This window comes from Sinorhizobium sp. Y406 (genome assembly GCF_058732025.1).
This window is the reverse complement of record NZ_CM178974.1, coordinates 3,190,994-3,212,335: the sequence shown is the minus strand read 5'-3', so window position 1 is coordinate 3,212,335 and position 21,342 is coordinate 3,190,994. Positions and strand designations below refer to the sequence as shown.

Annotated in this window: 9 protein-coding genes and 1 pseudogene; 5 read left to right on the top strand and 5 right to left on the bottom strand. The window is 64.7% G+C overall.

Annotated features, from left to right (window positions below):
- Positions 1-30 precede the first annotated feature (30 nt).
- Entirely contained in the window at positions 31-1,686 is a 1,656-nt protein-coding gene (locus tag AC4P1R_RS15175) for a GMC family oxidoreductase (RefSeq protein WP_151611786.1), read from the top strand.
- A 271-nt stretch (positions 1,687-1,957) separates the two neighbouring features.
- Positions 1,958-3,229 (top strand): glycerate kinase type-2 family protein, encoded by a 1,272-nt coding sequence (locus AC4P1R_RS15170; RefSeq protein WP_069458840.1) that lies wholly within the window; start codon positions 1,958-1,960, stop codon positions 3,227-3,229.
- An 86-nt stretch (positions 3,230-3,315) separates the two neighbouring features.
- Here AC4P1R_RS15170 and aptA read toward each other — a convergent pair whose 3' ends face one another.
- Positions 3,316-4,653 (bottom strand): omega-aminotransferase AptA, encoded by a 1,338-nt coding sequence (aptA, locus tag AC4P1R_RS15165; RefSeq protein ID WP_151611785.1) that lies wholly within the window; start codon positions 4,651-4,653, stop codon positions 3,316-3,318.
- A 144-nt stretch (positions 4,654-4,797) separates the two neighbouring features.
- Here aptA and AC4P1R_RS15160 point away from each other — a divergent pair.
- Positions 4,798-5,327, top strand: a pseudogene (locus AC4P1R_RS15160) (cupin domain-containing protein).
- A gap of 181 nt (positions 5,328-5,508) precedes the next feature.
- Here the strand turns inward: AC4P1R_RS15160 and AC4P1R_RS15155 are convergent.
- The 4 genes from AC4P1R_RS15155 to hglS are packed head-to-tail and all read right to left on the bottom strand — an operon-like array spanning position 5,509 to position 11,180.
- A complete protein-coding gene (locus AC4P1R_RS15155) occupies positions 5,509-6,741 on the bottom strand; it encodes a pyridoxal phosphate-dependent aminotransferase (RefSeq protein ID WP_225192046.1) in 1,233 nt (410 codons plus the stop codon).
- Between the two features lie 36 nt (positions 6,742-6,777).
- Positions 6,778-8,310, bottom strand: a complete 1,533-nt coding sequence (amaB, locus tag AC4P1R_RS15150; protein ID WP_492177164.1) for an L-piperidine-6-carboxylate dehydrogenase — start codon at positions 8,308-8,310, stop codon at positions 6,778-6,780.
- Positions 8,311-8,350: 40 nt separating this feature from the next.
- Complete coding sequence (locus AC4P1R_RS15145; protein WP_492177163.1) at positions 8,351-9,772, bottom strand: FAD-binding oxidoreductase; 1,422 nt, start codon at positions 9,770-9,772, stop codon at positions 8,351-8,353.
- Positions 9,773-9,782: 10 nt separating this feature from the next.
- Positions 9,783-11,180, bottom strand: a complete 1,398-nt coding sequence (hglS, locus tag AC4P1R_RS15140) for a 2-oxoadipate dioxygenase/decarboxylase HglS (protein ID WP_492177162.1) — start codon at positions 11,178-11,180, stop codon at positions 9,783-9,785.
- A gap of 113 nt (positions 11,181-11,293) precedes the next feature.
- Between hglS and AC4P1R_RS15135 the strand changes: the two genes are divergently transcribed.
- Positions 11,294-12,187 carry a LysR family transcriptional regulator gene (locus tag AC4P1R_RS15135; RefSeq protein WP_151611780.1) on the top strand — a complete coding sequence of 298 codons (894 nt, stop codon included), beginning with the start codon at positions 11,294-11,296 and terminating at the stop codon, positions 12,185-12,187.
- Between the two features lie 350 nt (positions 12,188-12,537).
- Entirely contained in the window at positions 12,538-21,150 is an 8,613-nt protein-coding gene (ndvB, locus tag AC4P1R_RS15130) for a cyclic beta-(1,2)-glucan synthase (RefSeq protein ID WP_492177160.1), read from the top strand.
- The last annotated feature ends 192 nt before the right edge of the window (positions 21,151-21,342 follow it).

Sequence of the window (21,342 nt, the reverse complement as noted above, 5' to 3'; positions counted from 1 at the left end):
CGGCAAGCGCGGAGCTTGAGGACGAATTGAATGCGCTACGACTACATCATCACTGGTGCCGGACCTGCCGGCTGCGTGCTGGCCAACCGCTTGAGCGAGGATCCGACGGTCAAGGTGCTGCTCCTCGAGGCCGGCGGCGGCGACTGGAACCCGCTGTTCCACATGCCGGCGGGCTTTGCGAAGATGACCAAGGGCGTGGCGAGTTGGGGCTGGCAAACGGTGCCGCAAAAGCACATGAACGGCAGAGTGCTGCGCTACACCCAGGCGAAAGTGATCGGTGGCGGCTCGTCGATCAATGCGCAGCTCTATACGCGCGGCAACGCGGTCGACTACGATCGCTGGGCAAGCGAGGACGGTTGCAGCGGCTGGGACTATCGCAGCGTGCTCCCCTATTTCAAGCGCGCCGAGGACAATGAGCGCTTTGCCGACGATTACCATGCCTATGGCGGGCCGCTCGGCGTGTCGATGCCGGTCTCGGCGCTGCCGATCTGCGAGGCCTATATCCGCGCCGGCCAGGAGCTCGGCATCCCCTACAATCCTGATTTCAATGGCAGCCGGCAGGCGGGGATCGGCTTCTACCAACTGACCCAGCGTAATCGCCGGCGCTCCTCGGCTTCGCTCGCCTACCTGGCGCCGATCAAGGAACGGAAGAACCTGACGGTGCGCACGGGTGCCCGGGTCGCTCGCGTTCTGCTCGAAGGCCGGCGCGCAGTCGGCGTCGAAGTCCTGATGGACAAGGGCATCGAAACCATCCGGGCCGAGCGCGAGGTGCTCGTCACCTCGGGCGCTATCGGATCGCCGAAGCTGCTTCTGCAATCCGGCATCGGCCCGGCCGATCACCTGCGCTCGGTCGGCGTTGAGGTGCGGCACGATCTCCCCGGCGTCGGCGGCAATCTCCAGGACCACCTCGACCTGTTCGTCATCTCAGAATGCACCGGCGACCACACCTATGACAGTGTGGCGAAGCTGCACCGCACTCTTTGGGCCGGGCTGCAATATGTGCTGTTCCGCACCGGTCCCGTCGCCTCTTCGCTCTTCGAGACCGGCGGCTTCTGGTATGCGGACCCGGACGCCCGCTCGCCGGATATCCAGTTTCATCTCGGCCTCGGCTCGGGCATTGAGGCGGGCGTCGCCCGGCTCAGGAATGCCGGCGTCACCCTCAATTCCGCCTATCTGCATCCGCGCTCGCGCGGCACTGTGCGGCTTTCCTCCGCCGATCCGAACGCGGCACCGCTGATCGACCCAAACTACTGGGAGGATCCGCACGACCGCGAAATGTCCCTCGAGGGCCTCAGGATCGCACGCGAGATCATGCAGCAGCCCGCACTCAAGCCTTTCGTCCTGGCCGAACGGCTGCCGGGGCCGGAGATCGGGACCGAACAGCAGCTCTTCGATTATGGCTGCGCCAACGCCAAGACCGACCATCACCCGGTCGGCACCTGCAAGATGGGGACCGATGCCCTGGCCGTCGTCGATCCCGAGCTCCGGGTCCGTGGGATCGAGGGGCTTCGCGTCTGCGACAGCTCGGTCATGCCGCGGGTGCCCTCCTGCAACACCAACGGCCCGACGATCATGGTGGGCGAGAAGGGGGCAGACATCATCCGCGGGCTGCCGCCGCTGCCGCCGGCGGTATTCCAGCACGAGCGCAACGACACCAGGCCGCGCGCTCGCGCCGAATTGCGCTGAGGGCGGCGGGGCCGCGGCGACGGAGTCGTCTCCATTTTCGGGCTACGGCGCCTACTGCATGTCTCCTTTAATCGACGTCGATTAAAGGGCAAAGACATGCAGCAATTCAAATTGCTACAGCGACCTTTGCACGTCTCATAAGACGCGCGGCGCTGTAATGTCTCGTTCAGACGCGCGAAGGTCGCTGCAGCGCTTTAACTTGCTGCCGAATTCATCCTTAGATCGAATAGGATCTGAGACATTATCCCGTAACCAACCCGGATTTGATTTGATGACGTTGATCGAGCCGCGTTCCTTTCTGACCGCCCTCTTCCAAGCCGCCGTCACGGCGGCGGATCCCGAGGCCGCCATCCGCGCGCATCTGCCGGCGCGACCAAGGGGGCGGACGATCGTTGTCGGCGCCGGCAAGGCGGCAAGCCAGATGGCGGCGGCCTTCGAGCGGCTCTGGGACGGTCCGCTCGAGGGCGTTGTCGTCGCCCGGCACGGACCGATCGAGGCATGCAAGCGCATCAAGGTGCTGCAATCGGCGCATCCGGTGCCGGACGAGGCAGGGCTCGTCGCCTCTTCGGCGCTCATCGAACGGGTGGAAGGGCTGGCCGAAGACGATCTCGTGGTGGCGCTGATCTCCGGCGGCGGTTCGGCGCTATTGCCGGCGCCGCCCGAGGGCCTGACGCTTGAGGACGAGATCGCCGTCCACCGGGCGCTGCTTGCCTCCGGGGCGCCGATTTCGGCGATGAACGTCGTCCGCAAACATATTTCCCGCATCAAGGGCGGACGGCTCGCCCTGGCGGCATCGCCGGCACGGGTCGTCAGCCTCGTCGTTTCCGACGTCCCCGGCGACAACCCGGCCTTCGTCGCCTCCGGGCCGACGGTGCCGGACCGGTCGAGCCTCGAGGAAGCGCGCGCTATCGTTGCCCGATACGCCCTGACCTTGCCGGAGAGGGTGATGGCGCACCTCGCCTCCGATGCCGCCCGCGCGCCGAGCCCGGATGACCGTGCCTTTGCCGGCAACGAGGTCCATGTGATCGCCTCCGCGGCCGTGTCGCTCGAGGCGGCTGCGGCGCGCGCCCGCGAGGCGGGCATCGAGGCGGTCATTCTCTCGGACGCGATCGAGGGCGAGGCGCGCGACATCGGCCGCATGCATGCGGCGCTGGCGCGCGAGGTGGTCGCACGGAACCGTCCGTTTACAAAACCCGTCGTGCTGCTTTCCGGCGGCGAGACCACGGTCACCATTTCCGGCGACCTCTACGGCAAGGGCGGGCGCAACAGCGAGCTTCTGCTGTCGCTGGCGCTGGACATCGACGGCGTTGCCGGGATCGATGCGCTTGCCGCCGACACGGACGGCATCGACGGCTCGGAAGACAATGCCGGTGCCTTTGTCGATGGGGCGAGCATCGCCCGCATGCGCGCGGCAGGCATCGACCCGCGTGCCCATCTCGCCGGCCACGACGCCTGGTCCGCCTTTTCGGTGAGCGGAGACCTGTTCGTGCCCGGGCCGACGGGCACGAATGTCAATGATTTCCGGGCGATTTTGGTACGGTGAGCCGCTTCAGGCATGGCGTGAATGCCCCTCTCACAGGTGGGAGGGGTTAAGCGCCCGCAGCGATCATTCCCGAGTCGCCCATCCTACTACTTCGCCCGCTTCAGCGCCTCACCGAGGATCGAGACGATCTCGCCGATATGGCTCTTCTCGGCGATCAGCGGCGGCGAGAAGGCGATGATGTCGCCGGTGACGCGGATCATCAGCCCCTTCTCGAAGCAGTCGACGAAGACGTCATAGGCGCGGGCGCCGGGCGCGCCGTCGCGCGGTGTGAGCTCGATGCCGGCGATCAGGCCGATGGTGCGGATGTCGATGACGTTCGGCAGGCCTTTCAGCGAATGGATGGCCGAATGCCAGTCCTCCTGCAGTTCCGCGGCGCGCGTCATCAGGCCTTCGTCGCGATAGATGTCAAGCGTGGCGATGCCGGCGGCGCAGGCGGCCGGATGGCCGGAATAGGTGTAGCCGTGAAAGAGCTCGATCTGGCCTTTCGGCCCATGCATCAGCGCGTCGTGCACCTTACGGCTGGCGAAGACGGCCCCCATCGGGATCGCGCCATTGGTGAGGCCCTTGGCGGTGGTGACGATATCCGGCGTCACGCCGAAATAATCGGTTGCGAAGGCGGCACCGAGGCGGCCGAAGCCGGTGATCACCTCGTCGAAGATCAACAGGATGCAGTGTTTGTCGCAGATCGCCCGCAGCCTTTCGAGATAGCCCTTCGGCGGGATCAGCACGCCGGTCGAACCGGCGACGGGCTCGACGATGCAGGCGGCGATCGTCTCGGCGCCATGCAGCGCCACCAGCCTTTCGAGATCGTCGGCGAGTTCGGCGCCATGCTCCGGCTGGCCCTTGACGAAGGCATTCCTGGCAGGATCATGGGTGTGACGCAGATGACCGGAACCGGGAAGCTGCGGGAAGACCCGGCGATTGTTGACGATGCCGCCGACGGAAATGCCGCCGAAGCCGACGCCGTGATAGCCGCGCTCGCGGCCGATCAATCGTGTGCGCGTGCCCTGGCCGATCGAGCGCTGATAGGCGAGCGCGATCTTCAAGGCCGTGTCCACGGATTCCGAGCCTGAGCCGGTGAAGAATATCCGGTCTAGCCTGGCATCGGGACCGCCCGGGGCAATTTCGGCGAGACGCTCGGCAAAGTCGAAGGCGATCGGATGGCCCATCTGGAAGGAGGGGGCATAGTCCATCGTCGTCAGCTGGCGCTCGACGGCCGCGGCGATCTGGCGACGACTGTGGCCGGCATTGACGCACCAGAGGCCGGCAGTACCGTCGAGGATCCTGCGGCCATCGACGCTGGTATAATGCATGCCTTCGGCCGATGCGAGCAGGCGGGGTCCCGCCTTGAACTGGCGGTTGGCGGTGAAGGGCATCCAGTAGCTGTCGAGAACCGGAGCATTGGGCTTGATGTGGGCGGTCATGGCATCCTCCTGTGGTCGCGCGATTGACGCCATGATTTGAATACTCGAACAAGTCCTTTTCTTCGATGATCTAACTTATTGTTTTTCTTCATGCTGTGATGGTAGGGTTTCGGTATTTCAAACAAGATCAACACGGGATTTGCAATGAGCGTCGATATCGGCAACCGCCTGCGCCATGTGCGGCTCATGCACAATCTCTCTCAACGCGAACTTGCCAAGCGCGCGGGCGTCACCAATTCCACCATCTCGCTGATCGAGTCTAACGCCTCCAACCCGTCGGTCGGCGCCTTGAAGCGCATTCTCGACGGCAGTTCTTCTCCTTCGAGCCGGAAAAGCCGCGCCAAGCCTTCTACGCGGCCGAGGAACTGGTGGAGATCGGAAAGGGACCGATTTCCTACCGCCAGATCGGCGACAATCTCTTCGGCCGCAGCCTGCAAATCCTGAAGGAGTGCTATCAGCCGGGGGCGGATACCGGCAAGGTGCCGCTGGTGCACGAGGGCGAGGAGGGCGGCATCGTGCTCTCGGGCCGGCTGGAGGTGACCGTAGACGGGGAAAGGCGCATTCTCGGGCCGGGCGACGCCTATTATTTCGAAAGCCGCCGGCCGCACCGCTTCCGCTGCGTCGGGCCGGTGCCCTGCGAGGTGATCAGCGCCTGCACGCCGCCGACTTTTTGAGGTGCACGGAAAGCCCGTCATCCCGCTGCCGCGACCTTCTCCCGCAGGCGGGGAGAAGGGGCTTGCCGCACTGTCTCGCCTCATCCCGAGTCTGTACACCAGCGAGGGGTCCCCGCTCCCGGCGCGCGGAGGAGAGGGCTAGTCCTCGGGTTAAACCCGAGGAGAGGGGCAAACTACGCCATCACGAAAGCCGTCCGCAGGCGGCGGCGATGCGGGTGAGCGCTTCCTTCAGTTCTGCCTCCGAGGTCGCATAGGAGATGCGGAAGAACGGCGAGAGGCCGAATGCAGAGCCGGGGACGACGGCGACATGCGCGTCATCGAGCAGGTAGGCGCAGAAATCCGCATCCGTCTCGATCGTCTTGCCATTGGGCGTCACCTTGCCGAGCATCCCGGCGCAGCCGGAGAAGGTATAGAAGGCGCCTTCCGGGATGCGGCAGTCGAGGCCGTCGATTGCATTCAGGCCGGCGACGACGAGATCCCGGCGGCGCTTGAAGCTGTCGGCGCGGTCCTTCAGGAAGTCCTGCGGGCCATTGAGCGCCGCGACCGAGGCGGCCTGGCTGACGGAGGAGGGGCAGGAGGTCGACTGGCTCTGCACCACCGCCATGGCCTTGATCAGCTCGCGTGGGCCGCCGGCATAGCCAATCCGCCAGCCGGTCATCGCATAGGCCTTCGATACGCCGTTGACGGTCAGCGTGCGGTCGTTCAGCCTTGGCTCGAGCTGAGCGGGTGTCACGAAACGGAAGTCGTCATAGACGATATGCTCGTACATGTCATCGACCAGCAGCCAGACATGCGGGTGCCTGAGCAGCACGTCGAGAAGCGGCCGGTAGTCCTCGGCGCCGTAGGCTGCCCCCGAGGGATTGGAAGGCGAGTTCAAGAGCACCCAGCGCGTCCGGGGCGTGATCGCCGCCTCGAGCCTTTCGGCGGTAAGCCGGAATCCCGAGGATGCATCGCAGGCGATCAGGACCGGCCTGCCCCCCGAAATCTGAACAATGTCCGAATAGGAGGTCCAGTAGGGCGTCGGGATGATCACCTCGTCGCCGGAATCGACTGTCGCCATCATGGCGTTGAACAGGATCTGCTTGGCGCCCGTGCCAACCGTGATCTCGTCCAGCCCATAGGCGAGGCCGTTCTCGCGCTCGAATTTCTCGCGGATTGCCGCTTTGAGCTCCGGCGTGCCGTCGAGCGCCGTGTATTTCGTCTCGCCGCGCTGGATCGCTTCCCAGGCGGCCTGTTTGATGTGGTCCGGCGTGTCGAAATCCGGCTCGCCGGCGCCGAGGATGATCACCGGCTTGCCTTCGCGCTTCATGGCACCCGCGCGGGCGCCGATCTTCAGGATTTCTGAAACACCGATCGAGGAAATCCGCGAGGCGGGCCGAAATCCCGCCCCCTTGACCGTTGCATTGATGGTCATGGCCGATCCTATTCGCCAATCATTCGATGTAGCCAATTATTCGATATCGAAGGAGACGCCTTGCGCCAACGGCAGAGCCTTCGAATAGTTCACCGTGTTGGTGGCCCTGCGCATATAGGCCTTCCAGGCGTCGGAGCCGGATTCGCGGCCGCCGCCGGTCTCCTTCTCGCCGCCGAAGGCGCCGCCGATTTCCGCACCGGAGGTGCCGATATTGACGTTGGCGATGCCGCAATCCGAGCCGTCGGCCGCCAGGAAGCGCTCCGACTCCTGCATGTCGCGGGTAAAGATCGATGAGGAAAGTCCGGCCGCGACGGCATTGTGCTCGGCGAGCACCGCATCGAAGTCGCTATATTTCATGACATAGAGGATCGGCGCGAAGGTCTCTTCGAGAACCGGACCCTCCTGCTTCGGCATCTCGACCACGGCCGGCTTCACATAGTAGCTGTTCTCATGGCCGAGATCGACGCGTTCGCCGCCGGTGACGCCGCCGCCATGGGCTTTCGCTTCCGTGATTGCCTTCTGCATGCTGTCGAAGGCGGCCTTGTCGACGAGAGGGCCCACGAGGGCCGAGCTTTCCAGCGGATTGCCGACAGAGACAGACTGGTAGGCCTTCTTCAGCCGCGGCACGAGCTGATCGTAGACGCTTTCATGCACGAACAGACGGCGCAGTGTCGTGCAGCGCTGACCGGCGGTGCCCATGGCACCGAAGGCGATGGCGCGCAGCGCCATGTCGAGATCGGCGGTCGGGCAGACGATGCCGGCATTGTTGCCGCCGAGTTCGAGGATCGCCCGGGCGAAGCGCTTGGCGAGCCGCGGACCGACCTCGCGCCCCATGCGGGTGGAGCCGGTCGCCGAGACGAGCGGCACCTTCGGATGGTCGACGAGCACCTCGCCGATCGACCGATCGCCGATCAGGACCTGTGACAGACCCTTCGGCGCATCGCCGAAGCGGGCGAAGGCGCGCTCCAGGATGGCCTGGCAGGCAAGCGCGGTGAGCGGCGTCTTCTCCGACGGTTTCCAGACGACGGCGTCGCCGCAGACGAGCGCCAGCGCCGCATTCCACGACCAGACGGCGACCGGGAAGTTGAAGGCGGAGATGATGCCGACGACGCCGAGCGGATGCCAGGTCTCCATCATGCGGTGACCGGGACGTTCCGTGGCGATCGTCAGCCCGTATAGCTGGCGGGAGAGCCCAACCGCGAAATCGCAGATATCGATCATCTCCTGCACTTCGCCGAGACCTTCGGACGGGATCTTGCCGGCCTCGATCGAGACAAGGCGGCCGAGGTCGGCCTTGAAGGCGCGCAGTTCTTCGCCGAGCAGGCGCACGAGCTCGCCACGCTTCGGCGCCGGCACCAGGCGCCAGGCGCGGAAGGCTTCGTCGGCCTTTTCGATCTTCTTCGCGGCTTCGTCGGCCGAGTCGGTCTTGAGGCTTGCGATCTGTTCGCCGGTGACCGGGCTGAAGGACGGCATGTCGCCGCCGCTGTAAGCTTCCTTGGAAACGCCCAACTTTTCGAGGAGGGCGGCTGCCTCCTTGGCGACGTCGAGCTTCGTGGCTGCAATATTCATGTGCTGACTCCCGTTTGATCCTGTCGTTTGGGCTGGTGCGCTAGCCGAACCGCACACTGCCGAGCTTTCCCGGCGAGGTGATCGGCTTGAGACCGGCCGCCATTTGCTTCAGTTTTTCCGGCGTGTAGAAATCGTACCAGGCCTGGTTGCGGCGGCCGATCGCATGCTCCGCACTGAAACTGCCGCCGTATTGCTCGACCGCGACGGCGAAGACCCATTCGCGCAGGCGCTGCTCGAAACCCGGTTCGGCCAATAGCGGGCTATTCTTCTCCACGACCAGATTGAAGTGCACCCCGCCATCGCCGATATGGCCGAAATCGCAGATGATGACGCCTGGAAATTGCGCCGGCATTTCCGCCTTCATATGGTCGCAGAAGACCATGATGTCACCCCGACGGAAGGAAAGGTCGAAGGCGATCAGCTTGCCGAGATGTTTCACCCCTTCCGAAAGTGCATGGCGCAGCGCCCAGGTCTCGTGCGGCGGACCGATGAAGGCGTCGGCGAGCGGCGCGTCCTCCATTTCCCAGATCTCCGCAAGAACGCTTTCCAGCACCGCGTCGAGCGATTGCTCGCCCTCGCGCGGCGCCCAGGTGCGGGAGATCTCGGCGAGGATCACATAGTCCGGGATGTTTCCGCCCTGGAAGGGATTCTTCAGCGACGGTACATGGGCGAAAGCCGCGGCGATCGCATTCTTCGACATGCCTTCGAAGGCCGAGAGATAGGCGCCGAGCCTTTCCTCCATGGCCTTGAGCAGCGGCAGCACTTGAGCGCCACCCGAGGGCACCAGGAAAGCCGTCGCCGTCTGTTTCGGCAGGCGTTCGAGATTGAGCACGCATTCGGTGACGATGCCAAAGGCGCCGGACGTGCCGATGAATATCTGCTTCCAATCGACGCCGGTATTGTTCTTGCGCAGGCTGCAACCGAGGTCGAGCACGGTCCCCGCCTCGTCGGCAAGAACTATTTTGAGCCCCAGCGTGTTGCGGCGGACGTCGCCATATTTCAGGAAGCGCGATCCACCCGTGTTGGTGGCAATCATCCCGCCGATCCGCGGATCGGCGCCGAGGTCGATCGGGAAGAACAGGTCGTGATCCTCTAGCCTCCGGTTGAGATCCGACAGGTGAAAGCCCGCATCGAGGCGAACCGAGCGGTCGTCCGTGTCGATTTCGAACTGGCGGGTCAGCCGATCGAGGCTGAGGATCACCTCGCTGCCGGTCTCATCCGGGGTCGAGCCGGAAACGAGGCCGGTATTGCCGGATTGCGGAATGAGGGCGAGGCCATTGCGCACGCAATAGCCGACGGCCGCGGACGTCTCCGCCGTCGTCGCCGGTCGCAGGACGGCACTGGCCCGCCCGCGGTCGTAGCGGGCGCCCGTCTCGTAGGCTTCCATGTCCTTCTGACGCGTGACGACGCCCTTGTCGCCAAGAAGGGCCTTCAGCGCGTCGATATGGTGCTCGTCAATCATCGTTGGCGTATCATTCCGCTGCGACTGCCGTGGTCAGCGCCGTGAGGCAGCTTTCGATCGATGCCTTTTCGATGCCGGCATAGTGATCGAATTCGTTAAGCACGGCGGCGCCAAGGTCGGCCTCAAAGCGTTGCTGGTTCGGACTTGCGACGAATTCCTGCTGGGCGCCGTCGCCGAGGTTCGACTGGAAGATACCGGCGGCGCTGACCGGAAGGAAGTCTTCGTAGACGATCGGGTCGAACCGGACGAGGCCCTCCGCGATCAGCGACTCAAGGTCACGGCGGCCGGGAAGCTTCGTCCGGCGGCCCTTCTCCGTCAGAGAATAGCTGAAATAGCCGAGGCCCGCCTCGCGAATGTCGGCCCAACTATCGGGGAAGGCGGCGAAGACTTCGGCAAGCGCTGCCTCGTACTCCCGGGCATTGGAACCGTCGGCCGTGGGGCGAACGACTTTGCGCGATTGGTCGAGCAGCCGATCGTAAAGACCGCGGCCCTTTGGCGTCAGCGCAATGCCGCGCTGTTCGATCTCGCCGAAGCGGGCCGTGTGGGAACCGGCCTTCCAGCCATCGCCGTCGCGGAACGACACGGCCTCTTCGAGCGCCTTGAAGGAGGTCTGGCGCAGCAGGATCGGGCACCGGCGCGTCGGCGGGCCTTCGACCACCGCCTTGGGCGCAATGCCATGGTCCGGCATCAGCGCCTGCACCTTGTCGATGTCGAGCGTGCGCGGCGTCAGGTGGTTGATGTGCGGCCCCTTGAAGGAGACGACGTCGGCGATCAACCGGTGGGCGTCGTGCAGCCGCTTGTAAAGATCGGCGCAGACATTGGCCCGGTCGTGCCAGCGGAAGGTCTCGAGCACTTCGGCGACGAAGCGTTTCGCGTCCACCTCGTCCAGCCCGCCATCATACTCGGCTTTTTCGGTGAGTTCGACCGCTCCCTCCGTGAATATGCGGCGCGCCTTGAGATTCGCCTCGGCCTCGGCGCGCAAGGTCTCGTCGGCGATCAGGTCGAGTCTCAGGAGCGAGGTGAAGACGCGGAAGGGGTTGCGCTTCAGCGAGGCCTCGCCGACAGGGCGGAAGGCGGTGGAATGCACCGGCACGCCCGCCGTCGAAAGATCGTAGTAGCCGACCGGATACATGCCCATCACCGCAAAGACACGGCGCATCATCGAAAGCTCCGCGGGCGTGCCGAGACGGATCGCCCCGTGCCGCTCCTCGGAGATGCGCTCGAGAGAATCGGTCGCCGTGAGGCGCTCCTTCAATTGCGCGTCGGCGGACAGCGTCTCCGCATTCACCGTTTCGACCAGTTCCATCAGCGTCCCGTAGGCGGGAACCTCTTCCCGGTACATGACGGACATCGCGGCGGAAAAGGCCGATCGGATATCGTCGGCCGAAACGTAACTATTCTCTTTCACTGGGACTCGCCTGGCGCTAAGGGTGAAGGACAAGATCATTCTTATTTTTAATTATATCGGAACGCTGCGGCCATGTATCGCGCTGCATCCGACTATGTTAATGCGAGGCCGGAATGAAGTTGAGCCGCCGACTGGTTCCCGACGTGACGACGCTGCAGGCTTTCGAATGCGCTGCGCGCCACGGCAGCTTCACCCAGGCCGCCGCCGAACTCAACCTGACGCAGAGCGCCGTCAGCCGCCAGATCAAGGATCTGGAAACGCAGCTCGGCGTGCTTCTCTTCGAGCGGGTGCGCCAGCGCGTCATCCTCTCGGATGCGGGGCAGAAACTCCTGCCGGAGGTCCGTCGCCTGCTCAACCAGACCGAGGAACTGATGGTGCGCGCGATGGCCTCGGCCCGCGCCGAAACGAGCCTCTCGATCGCATCGCTGCCGACCTTCGGCAGCCGCTGGTTGGTGCCGCGGCTGCCTGATTTCCTGAGACGACATCCCGGCACGGTCCTCAACATCGCCTCCCGCTCCGCCCCCTTCGATTTCGAGGAGCAGAATTTCGACCTCGCCATTCACTACGGTCAGCCCGTCTGGGCGCGCGCCGCCTGCAGCTATCTCTGCAGCGAGGTCATCGTGCCGGTCGCAAGCCCGGCGCTCGGCGCCGCAAGGCCGATCGAAACGCCGGAGGATATCGGCGGCAGTCCGCTCTTGCATCTGGCGACCAGGCCGAAGCTCTGGGGGCAATGGTTCGAGGCGAACGGCGTCGACAGCGATGGCGCCTATCGCGGCAATCGCTTCGATCAGTTTTCCATGGTCATCGAAGCGGCGGCCGCAGGTCTCGGTTTTGCCCTTTTGCCCCGCTATCTCATCGAACAGGAACTTGCCGCAGGCACGCTGCGGATCGTTCTCGATCGACCGATGCAGACTGAGAACAGCTATTATCTCGTTGTTCCGGAAGGAAAATTGGAGAACCCGATCAGCCGCGCTTTCCAGGAGTGGATCAGCGAGCAGGTCGGCTGATCCATAACGGCGGGAGAAGTCCGGGCCGGCCATTTCGGCGGCCGTTCGCCATCCGGAGCCTCGGACCTCCAGGCACCAGGAAGGGGCTGACGTGAGAGAGACGTTCATCGAGCCGAGGCCGCAGGTGGACAGTGCGGTTTCGCACGAACCAGAGCCTGCTCAATCCGCCCGCGCCGGCGCTCGCAATCCTTGCAAGACGCTGACACTGCGGCTAAAAAATGCCATCTTCATGCATCACCCGGCCCGTGACAGCCAACGTGCCGTCGGCTTTGCGACCACCATTGCCCCAAGCCCTGCCGACGCCCGTTTGCACGCCTTCCAGCCCGGGACAATGACGGCGGATGGGGGACATGACCGTGTCTAGAAAGGTGCCGGCGGCACTTGAAACTTCAGGGCCGCAATCCCTGCGGCAAAACAACGAGAACCGGACCGACGAAGCCCGGTGGGAATCAGAATCCATACCCATGCTCCAGAACACGACGCCCTCCAGTCCACCGCGCGAGCCGGAAGCCAGGCAGATCGACTACAACGATTCGATCCGCGCGAGCTATTTCTCGATAGACGACCTCAGGGCATGCGGTGCCGATCTTGCACGCGTCGGCGTTACGTCGCTGCCGGGCTTCTTCCCTTTCGAGTTCCGCGCCCGGCACCGGGAGAACGAAAAGGAAATCTTCCGGATCTACCGGGTGACCGCCCAGGACGTCGAGACCGGCGCGGCGATCACCCCGGCTGCCGAATGGCTGCTCGACAACCACCACGTCGTCGAGGATGCGATCCAGGAGGTCCGGCGAGATTTTCCGCGCCGGTTCTACCGGCAATTGCCGACGATTGCCGTCGCCGGCGTCGACCTTCCGCGCGCAATGGCGCTCGCCTGGCTCTATGTCGCTCACACCCACAGCACCGTCTCCTGGGAAAGCATCACCGCGATGGTCGAGGGCTTCCAGGAACACGAAACCTTCCGTATCGGCGAGTTGTGGGCGCTGCCGTCGATCCTGCGCTTCGTCCTCATTGAAAACCTCCGCCGCATCGCCATCCGCGTCGAGCGCTCGCGCGCCATGCGCCTGAAGGCAAATGACGTCGCCGACCAGATCGTCCGCCTGAGCGAACCGGAAGGATGCCGGGCGCTGCTCGCGGAATACGAGGCGCTGGCCGCCGACAACACCTTCATCGCCCAGCTCCTCTATCGCCTGCGCGACGGGTCGCAGACCTCGGGCGTCGTGATCGGCTGGATCGAGGAGCGGCTCGAGCGCCGCGGCACCGACGTCGAGGAGGCGCTCGTAGCCGAGCAGAACCGCCTTTCGTCGGGCAATGCGACGATGAGCAACATCATCCGCAGCCTACGCGAAATCGACGACACGGACTGGGCGGTCTGGTTCGAAAGCGTCAGCAAGATCGATGCGACGCTGCGCGCCGGTTCCGATTATGCCGCGCTCGATTTCGGTTCACGCAACACGTATCGCGACACGATCGAGAAGCTCGCCCGTCGTTCCGGCCACAGCGAGCACGAGGTTACCCAGATCGCGATCGACATGGTCGAGGAGGCCAGGGCAGCCGCCACCGTCGAGGCGCCGCTGCAGGAGCCCAATGTCGGCGCTTTCCTCGTCGGCGAGCGGCGCAATGACCTGGAACGAAGGATCGGCTATTCGCCGTCGCCGCTCCAGCGCGTCATCCGGGTCGTCAGGAAGCTCGACTGGTTCGCGATCGCCGGACCCAACATCCTCCTGACGCTGCTGGCGATGGTGGCTGTCTACGCCTTCGTCGATCCGATGGACATTCCGAGCGGCGCCAAGCTGATCATGCTGCTTCTCTTCGCGCTGCCGGCCTCCGAGGGCGCGATGGGTCTGTTCAACACGCTGGTCACCCTGATCGTCAAACCGTCGCGGCTCGTCGGCTACGAGTTCCTTGACGGCATTCCGCAGGATGCTCGCACGCTCGTCGCGGTTCCCTGTCTCATCGCCAAGCGCGATCACGTAGACGAACTGGTGCGCAATCTCGAGGTGCATTACCTCGCCAATCCGCGTGGCGAAATCTACTTCGCGCTGGTGAGCGACTGGGCCGACAGCAAGGTCGAGGAAACGCCGGCGGACCACGACGTGCTCGAATACGCCAAGCGCGAAGTGGCCTCGCTTTCCGCCCGCTACGCCTATGACGGCAAGACCCGCTTCTTTCTGTTGCATCGCCGGCGCCTCTACAACGAGGCCGAGGGCGTGTGGATGGGCTGGGAGCGCAAGCGCGGCAAGCTGCATGAGCTGAACCTGCTCTTGCGCGGCGACCGCGATACCTCCTTCCTGCAGGGCGCCAACACGGTGCCGGGCGGCGTGCAGTATGTGATGACGCTCGATTCCGACACGCGCCTGATGCGCGACGCGGTGACGAAGCTTGTCGGCAAGCTCTACCATCCGATCAACAGGCCCGTCGTGAATCCGGCGACGCAGGACGTGGCGACCGGCTACAGTCTCCTGCAGCCGCGCGTGACGCCATCGCTTACCACCGGCAGCGAGGCCTCGGCCTTCCAGCGCATCTTTTCGGCCAGTCGCGGCATCGATCCTTACGTCTTTACGGTTTCCGACGTCTACCAGGACATTACTGGCGAAGGCAGCTTCACCGGCAAGGGCCTCTATCATGTCGATGCCTTCGAGGCGGCGCTGAAGGGCCGGGTCGAGGAGAACGCGGTGCTCAGCCATGATCTGCTCGAAGGCTCCTATGCCCGCTGCGCGCTGGTTACGGATGTCGAGCTCGTCGAGGATTTCCCGATCCGCTACGAGGTGGAGATGTCGCGCCAGCATCGTTGGGCGCGCGGCGACTGGCAGCTGCTGCCCTATATTTTCAACCCGTCGAACGGGCTTTCCATGCTCGGGCGCTGGAAGATGTACGACAACCTGCGCCGGTCGCTCATTCCGGTCGCCTGGCTCGTCGCCTCGGTCATGGGCTGGTACTACATGGAGCCGATGGAGGCGCTGATCTGGCAGCTCGTGCTGATCTTCAGCCTTTTTGTCGCGCCGACCCTGTCGCTGATTTCGGGGCTGATGCCGCGGCGGAGCGACATCGTCGCCAGAGCCCATATCCATGCGGTGTTCTCGGAGATCCAGGCGGCCAATGCGCAGGTTGCGCTCCGCATCATCTTCATCGCCCATAACGCGGCGATGATGGCGGACGCGATCGTCCGCTCGATCTACCGTACCTTCGTCAGCCGCAAGCTGATGCTCGAGTGGCGCACGGCGGCACAGGTGCAGAGCGCCGGTCACGGATCGATCAGCGATTATTTCCGCGCCATGTGGGCTGCCCCGGCGCTTGCCGCGGTCTCGCTGGCGCTTGCGGCGATCTCGGATACCGGATTGCCCTTCATCGGCATTCCCTTCGCCCTGCTTTGGGCCTTCTCGCCGGCGGTCGCATGGTTGGTCAGCCAGTCGGCCGAGACGGAGGACCAACTCGTCGTCTCCGAAGAGGCGATCGGCGATATGCGCAGGATCGCCCGGCGCACCTGGCGCTATTTCGAAACCTTCGTCACCGCCCAGGGCAATTTCCTGCCGCCGGACAATTTCCAGGAAACGCCGCAGCCGGTCTTGGCCGAGCGCACTTCGCCTACGAATATCGGCGTCTATCTGCTGTCAGTGATGTCGGCGCGTTCCTTCGGCTGGATCGGCTTCGAGGAGACGATCACGCGGCTCGAGCAGACGATCGCTACCATCGACCGCATGCCGAAATATCGCGGGCATCTTTTCAACTGGTACCGCACCCGCACGCTCGACGTCATGGAGCCACGCTATGTCTCCTCCGTCGACAGCGGCAATCTTGCCGGGCATCTGATCGCGGTATCGTCAATGTGCCGCGAATGGGCAGAGGCGCCCTCCGCCCATGTTCAGGGCAATCTCGACGGGCTCGGCGATGTCGCTGCCATCCTGGCGGAAATGCTGTCGGAACTGCCCGACGACCGCAAGACCGTGCGGCCGCTCCGGCGCCTGATCGAAGAGCGCATCGCCGGCTTCCAGAATGCGCTTGCCTCCGTCAAGCGCGAGCACGAATTCGCCTCCATCCGCGTAATCAACCTGGCCGTGCTTGCGCGCGATATGCACAAGCTGACCGTCAATCTCGACCATGAGGTGCGCACGCAGCAGACGGGCGAGGTGGCGAAATGGGCGGGTTCGCTGGTGGCGACCTGCGAGGCGCATATTGCCGACGGCGTCTTCGACCTCGGAGCGATCGAGACACTACGCCAGCGGCTGCTGGTCCTCAAGGAGCGCGCCCGCGACATCGCCTTCTCGATGGATTTCGGCTTCCTGTTCCGGCCGGAGCGGCGGCTGCTCTCCATTGGCTACCGGGTGAACGCCAACGAACTCGACGAGGCCTGCTACGACCTGCTCGCATCGGAAGCGCGGCTGACGAGCCTCTTCGCCATCGCCAAGGGCGACCTGCCGACCGAGCACTGGTACAAGCTCGGCCGTCCCGTCGTGCCGGTCGGCGCGCGCGGCGCGCTCGTCTCCTGGTCCGGCTCGATGTTCGAATATCTGATGCCGCCGCTCGTCATGCAGGAGCGCCAGGGCGGCATTCTCAATCAGACCAACAATCTGGTGGTACAGGAACAGATCAATCACGGCCGACGCCTCGGAACGCCCTGGGGCATCTCCGAGGCCGCGTTCAACGCGCGTGACCATGAGCTGACCTATCAGTATACGAATTTCGGCGTGCCGACGCTGGGCCTCAAGCGCGGCCTCGGCCAGAATGCGGTGATCGCGCCCTATGCGTCGATTCTAGCCTGCATGTACGATCCGAAGGCGGCGCTTGCCAACCTGGCGCGGCTGAGGGCGCTCGGCGCGCTCGGTGCCTATGGCTACCACGACGCCGTCGATTTCACGCCGACCCGCGTGCCCGAGGGCCAGACTTGCGCCGTGGTGCGCAACTATTATGCGCACCATCACGGCATGTCGATCGCGGCGATCGCGAACGTCGTCTTCAATGGACAGCTGCGCGAGTGGTTCCACGCCGATCCGGTGATCGAGGCCGCCGAGCTCCTGCTGCAGGAGAAGGCGCCGCGCGACATTCCGGTGATGGCCGCCAAGCGCGAGCCGGAATCGCTCGGCAAGGGCCAGGCCGACCTCCTGCGTCCGGAGGTCCGCGCCATCGAAGATCCGCTGATGCAGGACCGCGAAACCGTCTTCCTGTCGAACGGCCATTACTCGATCATGCTGACGGCGACTGGCGCCTGTTATGCCCGCTGGAACGGACAGGCGGTCACCCGCTGGCAGCCGGATCCCGTGGAAGACAGGACCGGAACCTTCATCTTCCTACGCGACACGGTCAGCGGCGAATGGTGGTCGGCGACGGCAGAGCCGCGGCGCGCCCCGGGCGAAAAGTCGCTGACGCGCTTCGGCGACGACAAGGCCGAGTTCGTCAAGGTCGTCGGCGATCTGACGAGCGAGGTCGAGTGCATCGTCGCGAGCGAACACGATGCGGAAGGCCGCCGTGTGATCCTGCTCAATACGGGGCTGGAAGACCGCTTCATCGAGGTGACTTCCTATGCCGAGCCGGTGCTCTCCCTAGAGGAGGCCGACAACGCCCACCCAGCATTCTCGAAGATGTTCATCCGTACCGAGATTAGCGGCCAGGGCGACGTCATCCGCGTCTCGCGCAACAAGCGCAGTCCGGGCGACCCGGATATCGCGGTCGCGCATCTCATCACCGACAATGCCGGCAGCGATCGCCACACCCAGGCGGAAACCGACCGGCGCCGCTTCCTCGGACAGGGCCGCACCCTATCCGAGGCGGCAGCTTTCGATCCCGGCGCTCAGCTCTCGGGCACCGACGGCTTCACGCTCGATCCAATCATGGCGCTTCGTCGCGTCGTGCGAGTCCCGGCCGGCAAAAAGGTAAGCGTCATCTTCTGGACGATCGCCGCCCCCGATCGCGAGGGTATCGATCGCGCGATCGATCGCTATCGCCACCCGGAAACCTTCAATCACGAGCTGATTCATGCCTGGACGCGCAGCCAGGTGCAGATGCGCCATGTGGGCATCACCTCCAAGGAGGCCGCGTCCTTCCAGATGCTCGGCCGCTACCTGGTTTATCCGGACATGCATCTCAGGGCCGACACGGCGACGGTGAAGGCGGGGCTTGCCACGCAGGCGGCGCTTTGGCCGCTGGCGATATCGGGTGATTTCCCGATCTTCTGCCTGAGGATCAACGATGAGGGCGATCTCGGCATCGCCCGTGAGGCGCTCCGCGCGCAAGAATATTTAAGGGCCCGCGGCATCACCGCCGATCTGGTGGTGATCAACGAACGGGCCTCGTCCTATGCGCAGAACCTGCAGCACACGCTCGACGCCATGTGCGAGAACTTGCGGCTGCGCGGTCTTTCCGACGGTCCGCGCCAGCACATCTTTGCGGTCCGCCGCGACCTGATGGAGCCGGAGACGTGGTCGACGCTGATCTCGGCCTCGCGCGCCGTGTTCCACGCCCGCAACGGCACCATCTCCGATCAGATCGCACGCGCCAGCGCGCTTTACGCGAAGCCTCTGGAAAGCAGCGCAGAGACGACGCAGATGCTGCTGCCGGTGATGCAGGCGGGGGCCGAACGGCCGGCCGCCGCGATCAGCGGCGACGATCTCGAATTCTGGAACGGCTTCGGCGGCTTTGCCGAGGACGGTCGTGAATATGTGGTGCGGCTCAGAGGCGGCGAGGCGACGCCACAGCCGTGGATCAATGTCCTCTCTAACGAGAGTTTCGGCTTCCACGTTGCGGCCGAGGGCGCGGCCTTCACCTGGAGCCGTAACTCGCGCGACTACCAGCTGACCCCCTGGACCAACGATACGGTCGTCAATGCGCCGGGCGAGGCGATCTTCATCCGCGACCTGAAGAGCGGCGCGGTGATGACGCCCTATGCGGCGCTGTCGCGGCGCAAGTCCGTGGTCTTCGAGGCGCGCCACGGGCTCGGCTATTCTCTGTTCAGAAGCGCACAGGATGGTTTGGAGATCGAGGCGGCGCATGCGGTGCACCCGACCCTGCCGGCGAAGCTCGTCCGTCTTTCCATCCGCAACCGCGGCTCCGCGAAGCGCAAGCTTCGGCTCTACGGCTATGCCGAATGGGTTCTCGGCAACGATCGCGGCCGCACGGCGCCCTTCGTGGTGACAGAGTGGCAGGAGGCGGCTGCCGCGCTGCTCGCGACCAATCCCTTCAGCATCGACTATGCGGGCCGGGCGGCGTTCTTTGCGATCGACGGTGACGTTGCGAGCTACACGGCGAGCCGGCGCGAGTTCCTCGGCCGGGCCGGCGGCATTTTCGCCCCACAGGCGGTGCTGTCGGGGGCCGGCCTTACCGGGGCAACCGAGGTCGATGGCGACGCCTGTGCGGCGCTTGCCAGCGATCTTACCATCGAGCCGGGCGCGGAGCGGCAGATCACCTTCTTCCTCGGCGATGCCGACAACGCCGAAGCGGTGGAGGCGATTCTTGCGGAACTGCGCGCGTCCGCCTTCGATACGGTCGTGGAGACGGCAAAGGGCTTCTGGGCAGATTTCACCGATACGGTAAAAGTCAAGACTCCGGATCGGGCCTTCGATCACATGATCAACCACTGGCTGCCCTATCAGGCGCTCGGGTGCCGGATCATGGCCCGCTCGGCTTTCTATCAGGCGAGCGGCGCCTTTGGTTTCCGCGATCAGCTCCAGGATACGCTGGCCTTCCTCATTCACAAGCCGGAGCTTGCACGCGCACAGATCCTCAACGCGGCTGCCCGGCAGTTCGTCGAGGGTGACGTGCAGCACTGGTGGCTGCCCGGCACGGGCGCGGGCGTGCGCACGATGATTTCCGACGACGTCGTATGGCTCGCCCATGCAGTCGCTCATTATTGCGCCGTCACCGGCACGAAAGACATCCTCGATGAGGAGCTTGCCTTCCTGATCGGGCCGGCACTGGAAGAGGGGCAGCATGATAACTTCTTCAAGCCAGAACTGGCGGAAGAGGTCGGCGATGTCTACGAACATTGCGCCCGCGCGCTCGATCTCGCGATCAAGCGGACGGGCGCCAACGGCCTGCCCCTGATCCTTGGCGGCGATTGGAACGACGGCATGAACCGCGTCGGTGAAGCGGGCGAGGGGACGAGCGTGTGGCTCGGCTGGTTCCTCGCCGGTACGCTCCGCGCCTTCCTGCCCTTTGCCCGCGAGCGCAGGGACCAGAAGCGGGTGACGCTTTGGGAAGCGCATCTCGAGATGGTGAAGCAGGCTCTCGAGGAAGCCGGCTGGGACGGCGACTACTATCGCCGCGGCTATTATGACGACGGCACGCCGCTCGGTTCGGCGACGGCCGAGGAATGCCGGATCGACTCCATTGCCCAGTCCTGGAGCACGCTGTCGGGCGAGGGCGACGCGGAGCGGTCCAGGCGCGCAATGGATGCGGTCATGGCGGAACTGGTCGATCCGGAGAAACGCATCGTCCGCCTCTTCACGCCTCCGCTTGCAAGGACCGAACAGGATCCAGGCTACATCAAGGCCTATCCGCCGGGCGTGCGCGAGAATGGCGGCCAATACACCCATGCGGGCACCTGGGTCGCGCTGGCCTTTGCCGCCCAGGAGCGTGCGGAGGAAGCCTGGCGCGCATTCCAGATGCTGAACCCGGTGTCGCATGCTCGCAGCCGCGAAGAGGCGGAGCATTATCGGGTCGAACCCTATGTGGTCGCGGCCGACATCTACGGCGAAGGCGCGCTCGCCGGCCGCGGCGGCTGGACCTGGTATACGGGTTCGGCCGGCTGGCTCTACCGCGCCGGCGTCGAGGGTATCCTCGGCATTGGCCAGAAGGGCAAGAGGCTGGCTGTCCGGCCGGTTCTGCCGGCCCATTGGGACGGCTATACCGCCAAGGTCCGGGTGAACGGCGCCACGCACCGGATCTCCGTCAGCCGCGATCCGAAGACCGGCGAACCGATCGTCAGCATCAATGACAGCGTCACCAAGGACGCGCATGAGGGCGTGTTGCTATAGGTCGCGGGTGCAGGTGGGGTTGAGAGTAGAATGGCGGCCACCATCCCTTCTGTCGGCAGGACAGAGAGGGGTGAAGCCGCCTCCCTCTTCCCTGTACTCGCGAGTCGGCGGATGTCAGCTGTGAGGATAGCGGGAGATGAGCCGGCTTTCCTTGCATCGCTTTCGAACGGTGGCGGCTGGCGGTAAAGCAAT

Excerpts from the sequence above, each read along its gene's own strand:
- AC4P1R_RS15145 (WP_492177163.1), bottom strand. The coding sequence starts at position 9,772 with ATGATTGACGAGCACCATATCGACGCGCTGAAGGCCCTTCTTGGCGAC.
- aptA (WP_151611785.1), bottom strand. The coding sequence starts at position 4,653 with ATGACCGCCCACATCAAGCCCAATGCTCCGGTTCTCGACAGCTACTGG.
- amaB (WP_492177164.1), bottom strand. The coding sequence starts at position 8,310 with ATGAATATTGCAGCCACGAAGCTCGACGTCGCCAAGGAGGCAGCCGCC.
- AC4P1R_RS15155 (WP_225192046.1), bottom strand. The coding sequence starts at position 6,741 with ATGACCATCAATGCAACGGTCAAGGGGGCGGGATTTCGGCCCGCCTCG.
- ndvB (WP_492177160.1), top strand. The coding sequence starts at position 12,538 with ATGACCGTGTCTAGAAAGGTGCCGGCGGCACTTGAAACTTCAGGGCCG.
- AC4P1R_RS15135 (WP_151611780.1), top strand. The coding sequence starts at position 11,294 with ATGAAGTTGAGCCGCCGACTGGTTCCCGACGTGACGACGCTGCAGGCT.
- AC4P1R_RS15170 (WP_069458840.1), top strand. The coding sequence starts at position 1,958 with ATGACGTTGATCGAGCCGCGTTCCTTTCTGACCGCCCTCTTCCAAGCC.
- AC4P1R_RS15175 (WP_151611786.1), top strand. The coding sequence starts at position 31 with ATGCGCTACGACTACATCATCACTGGTGCCGGACCTGCCGGCTGCGTG.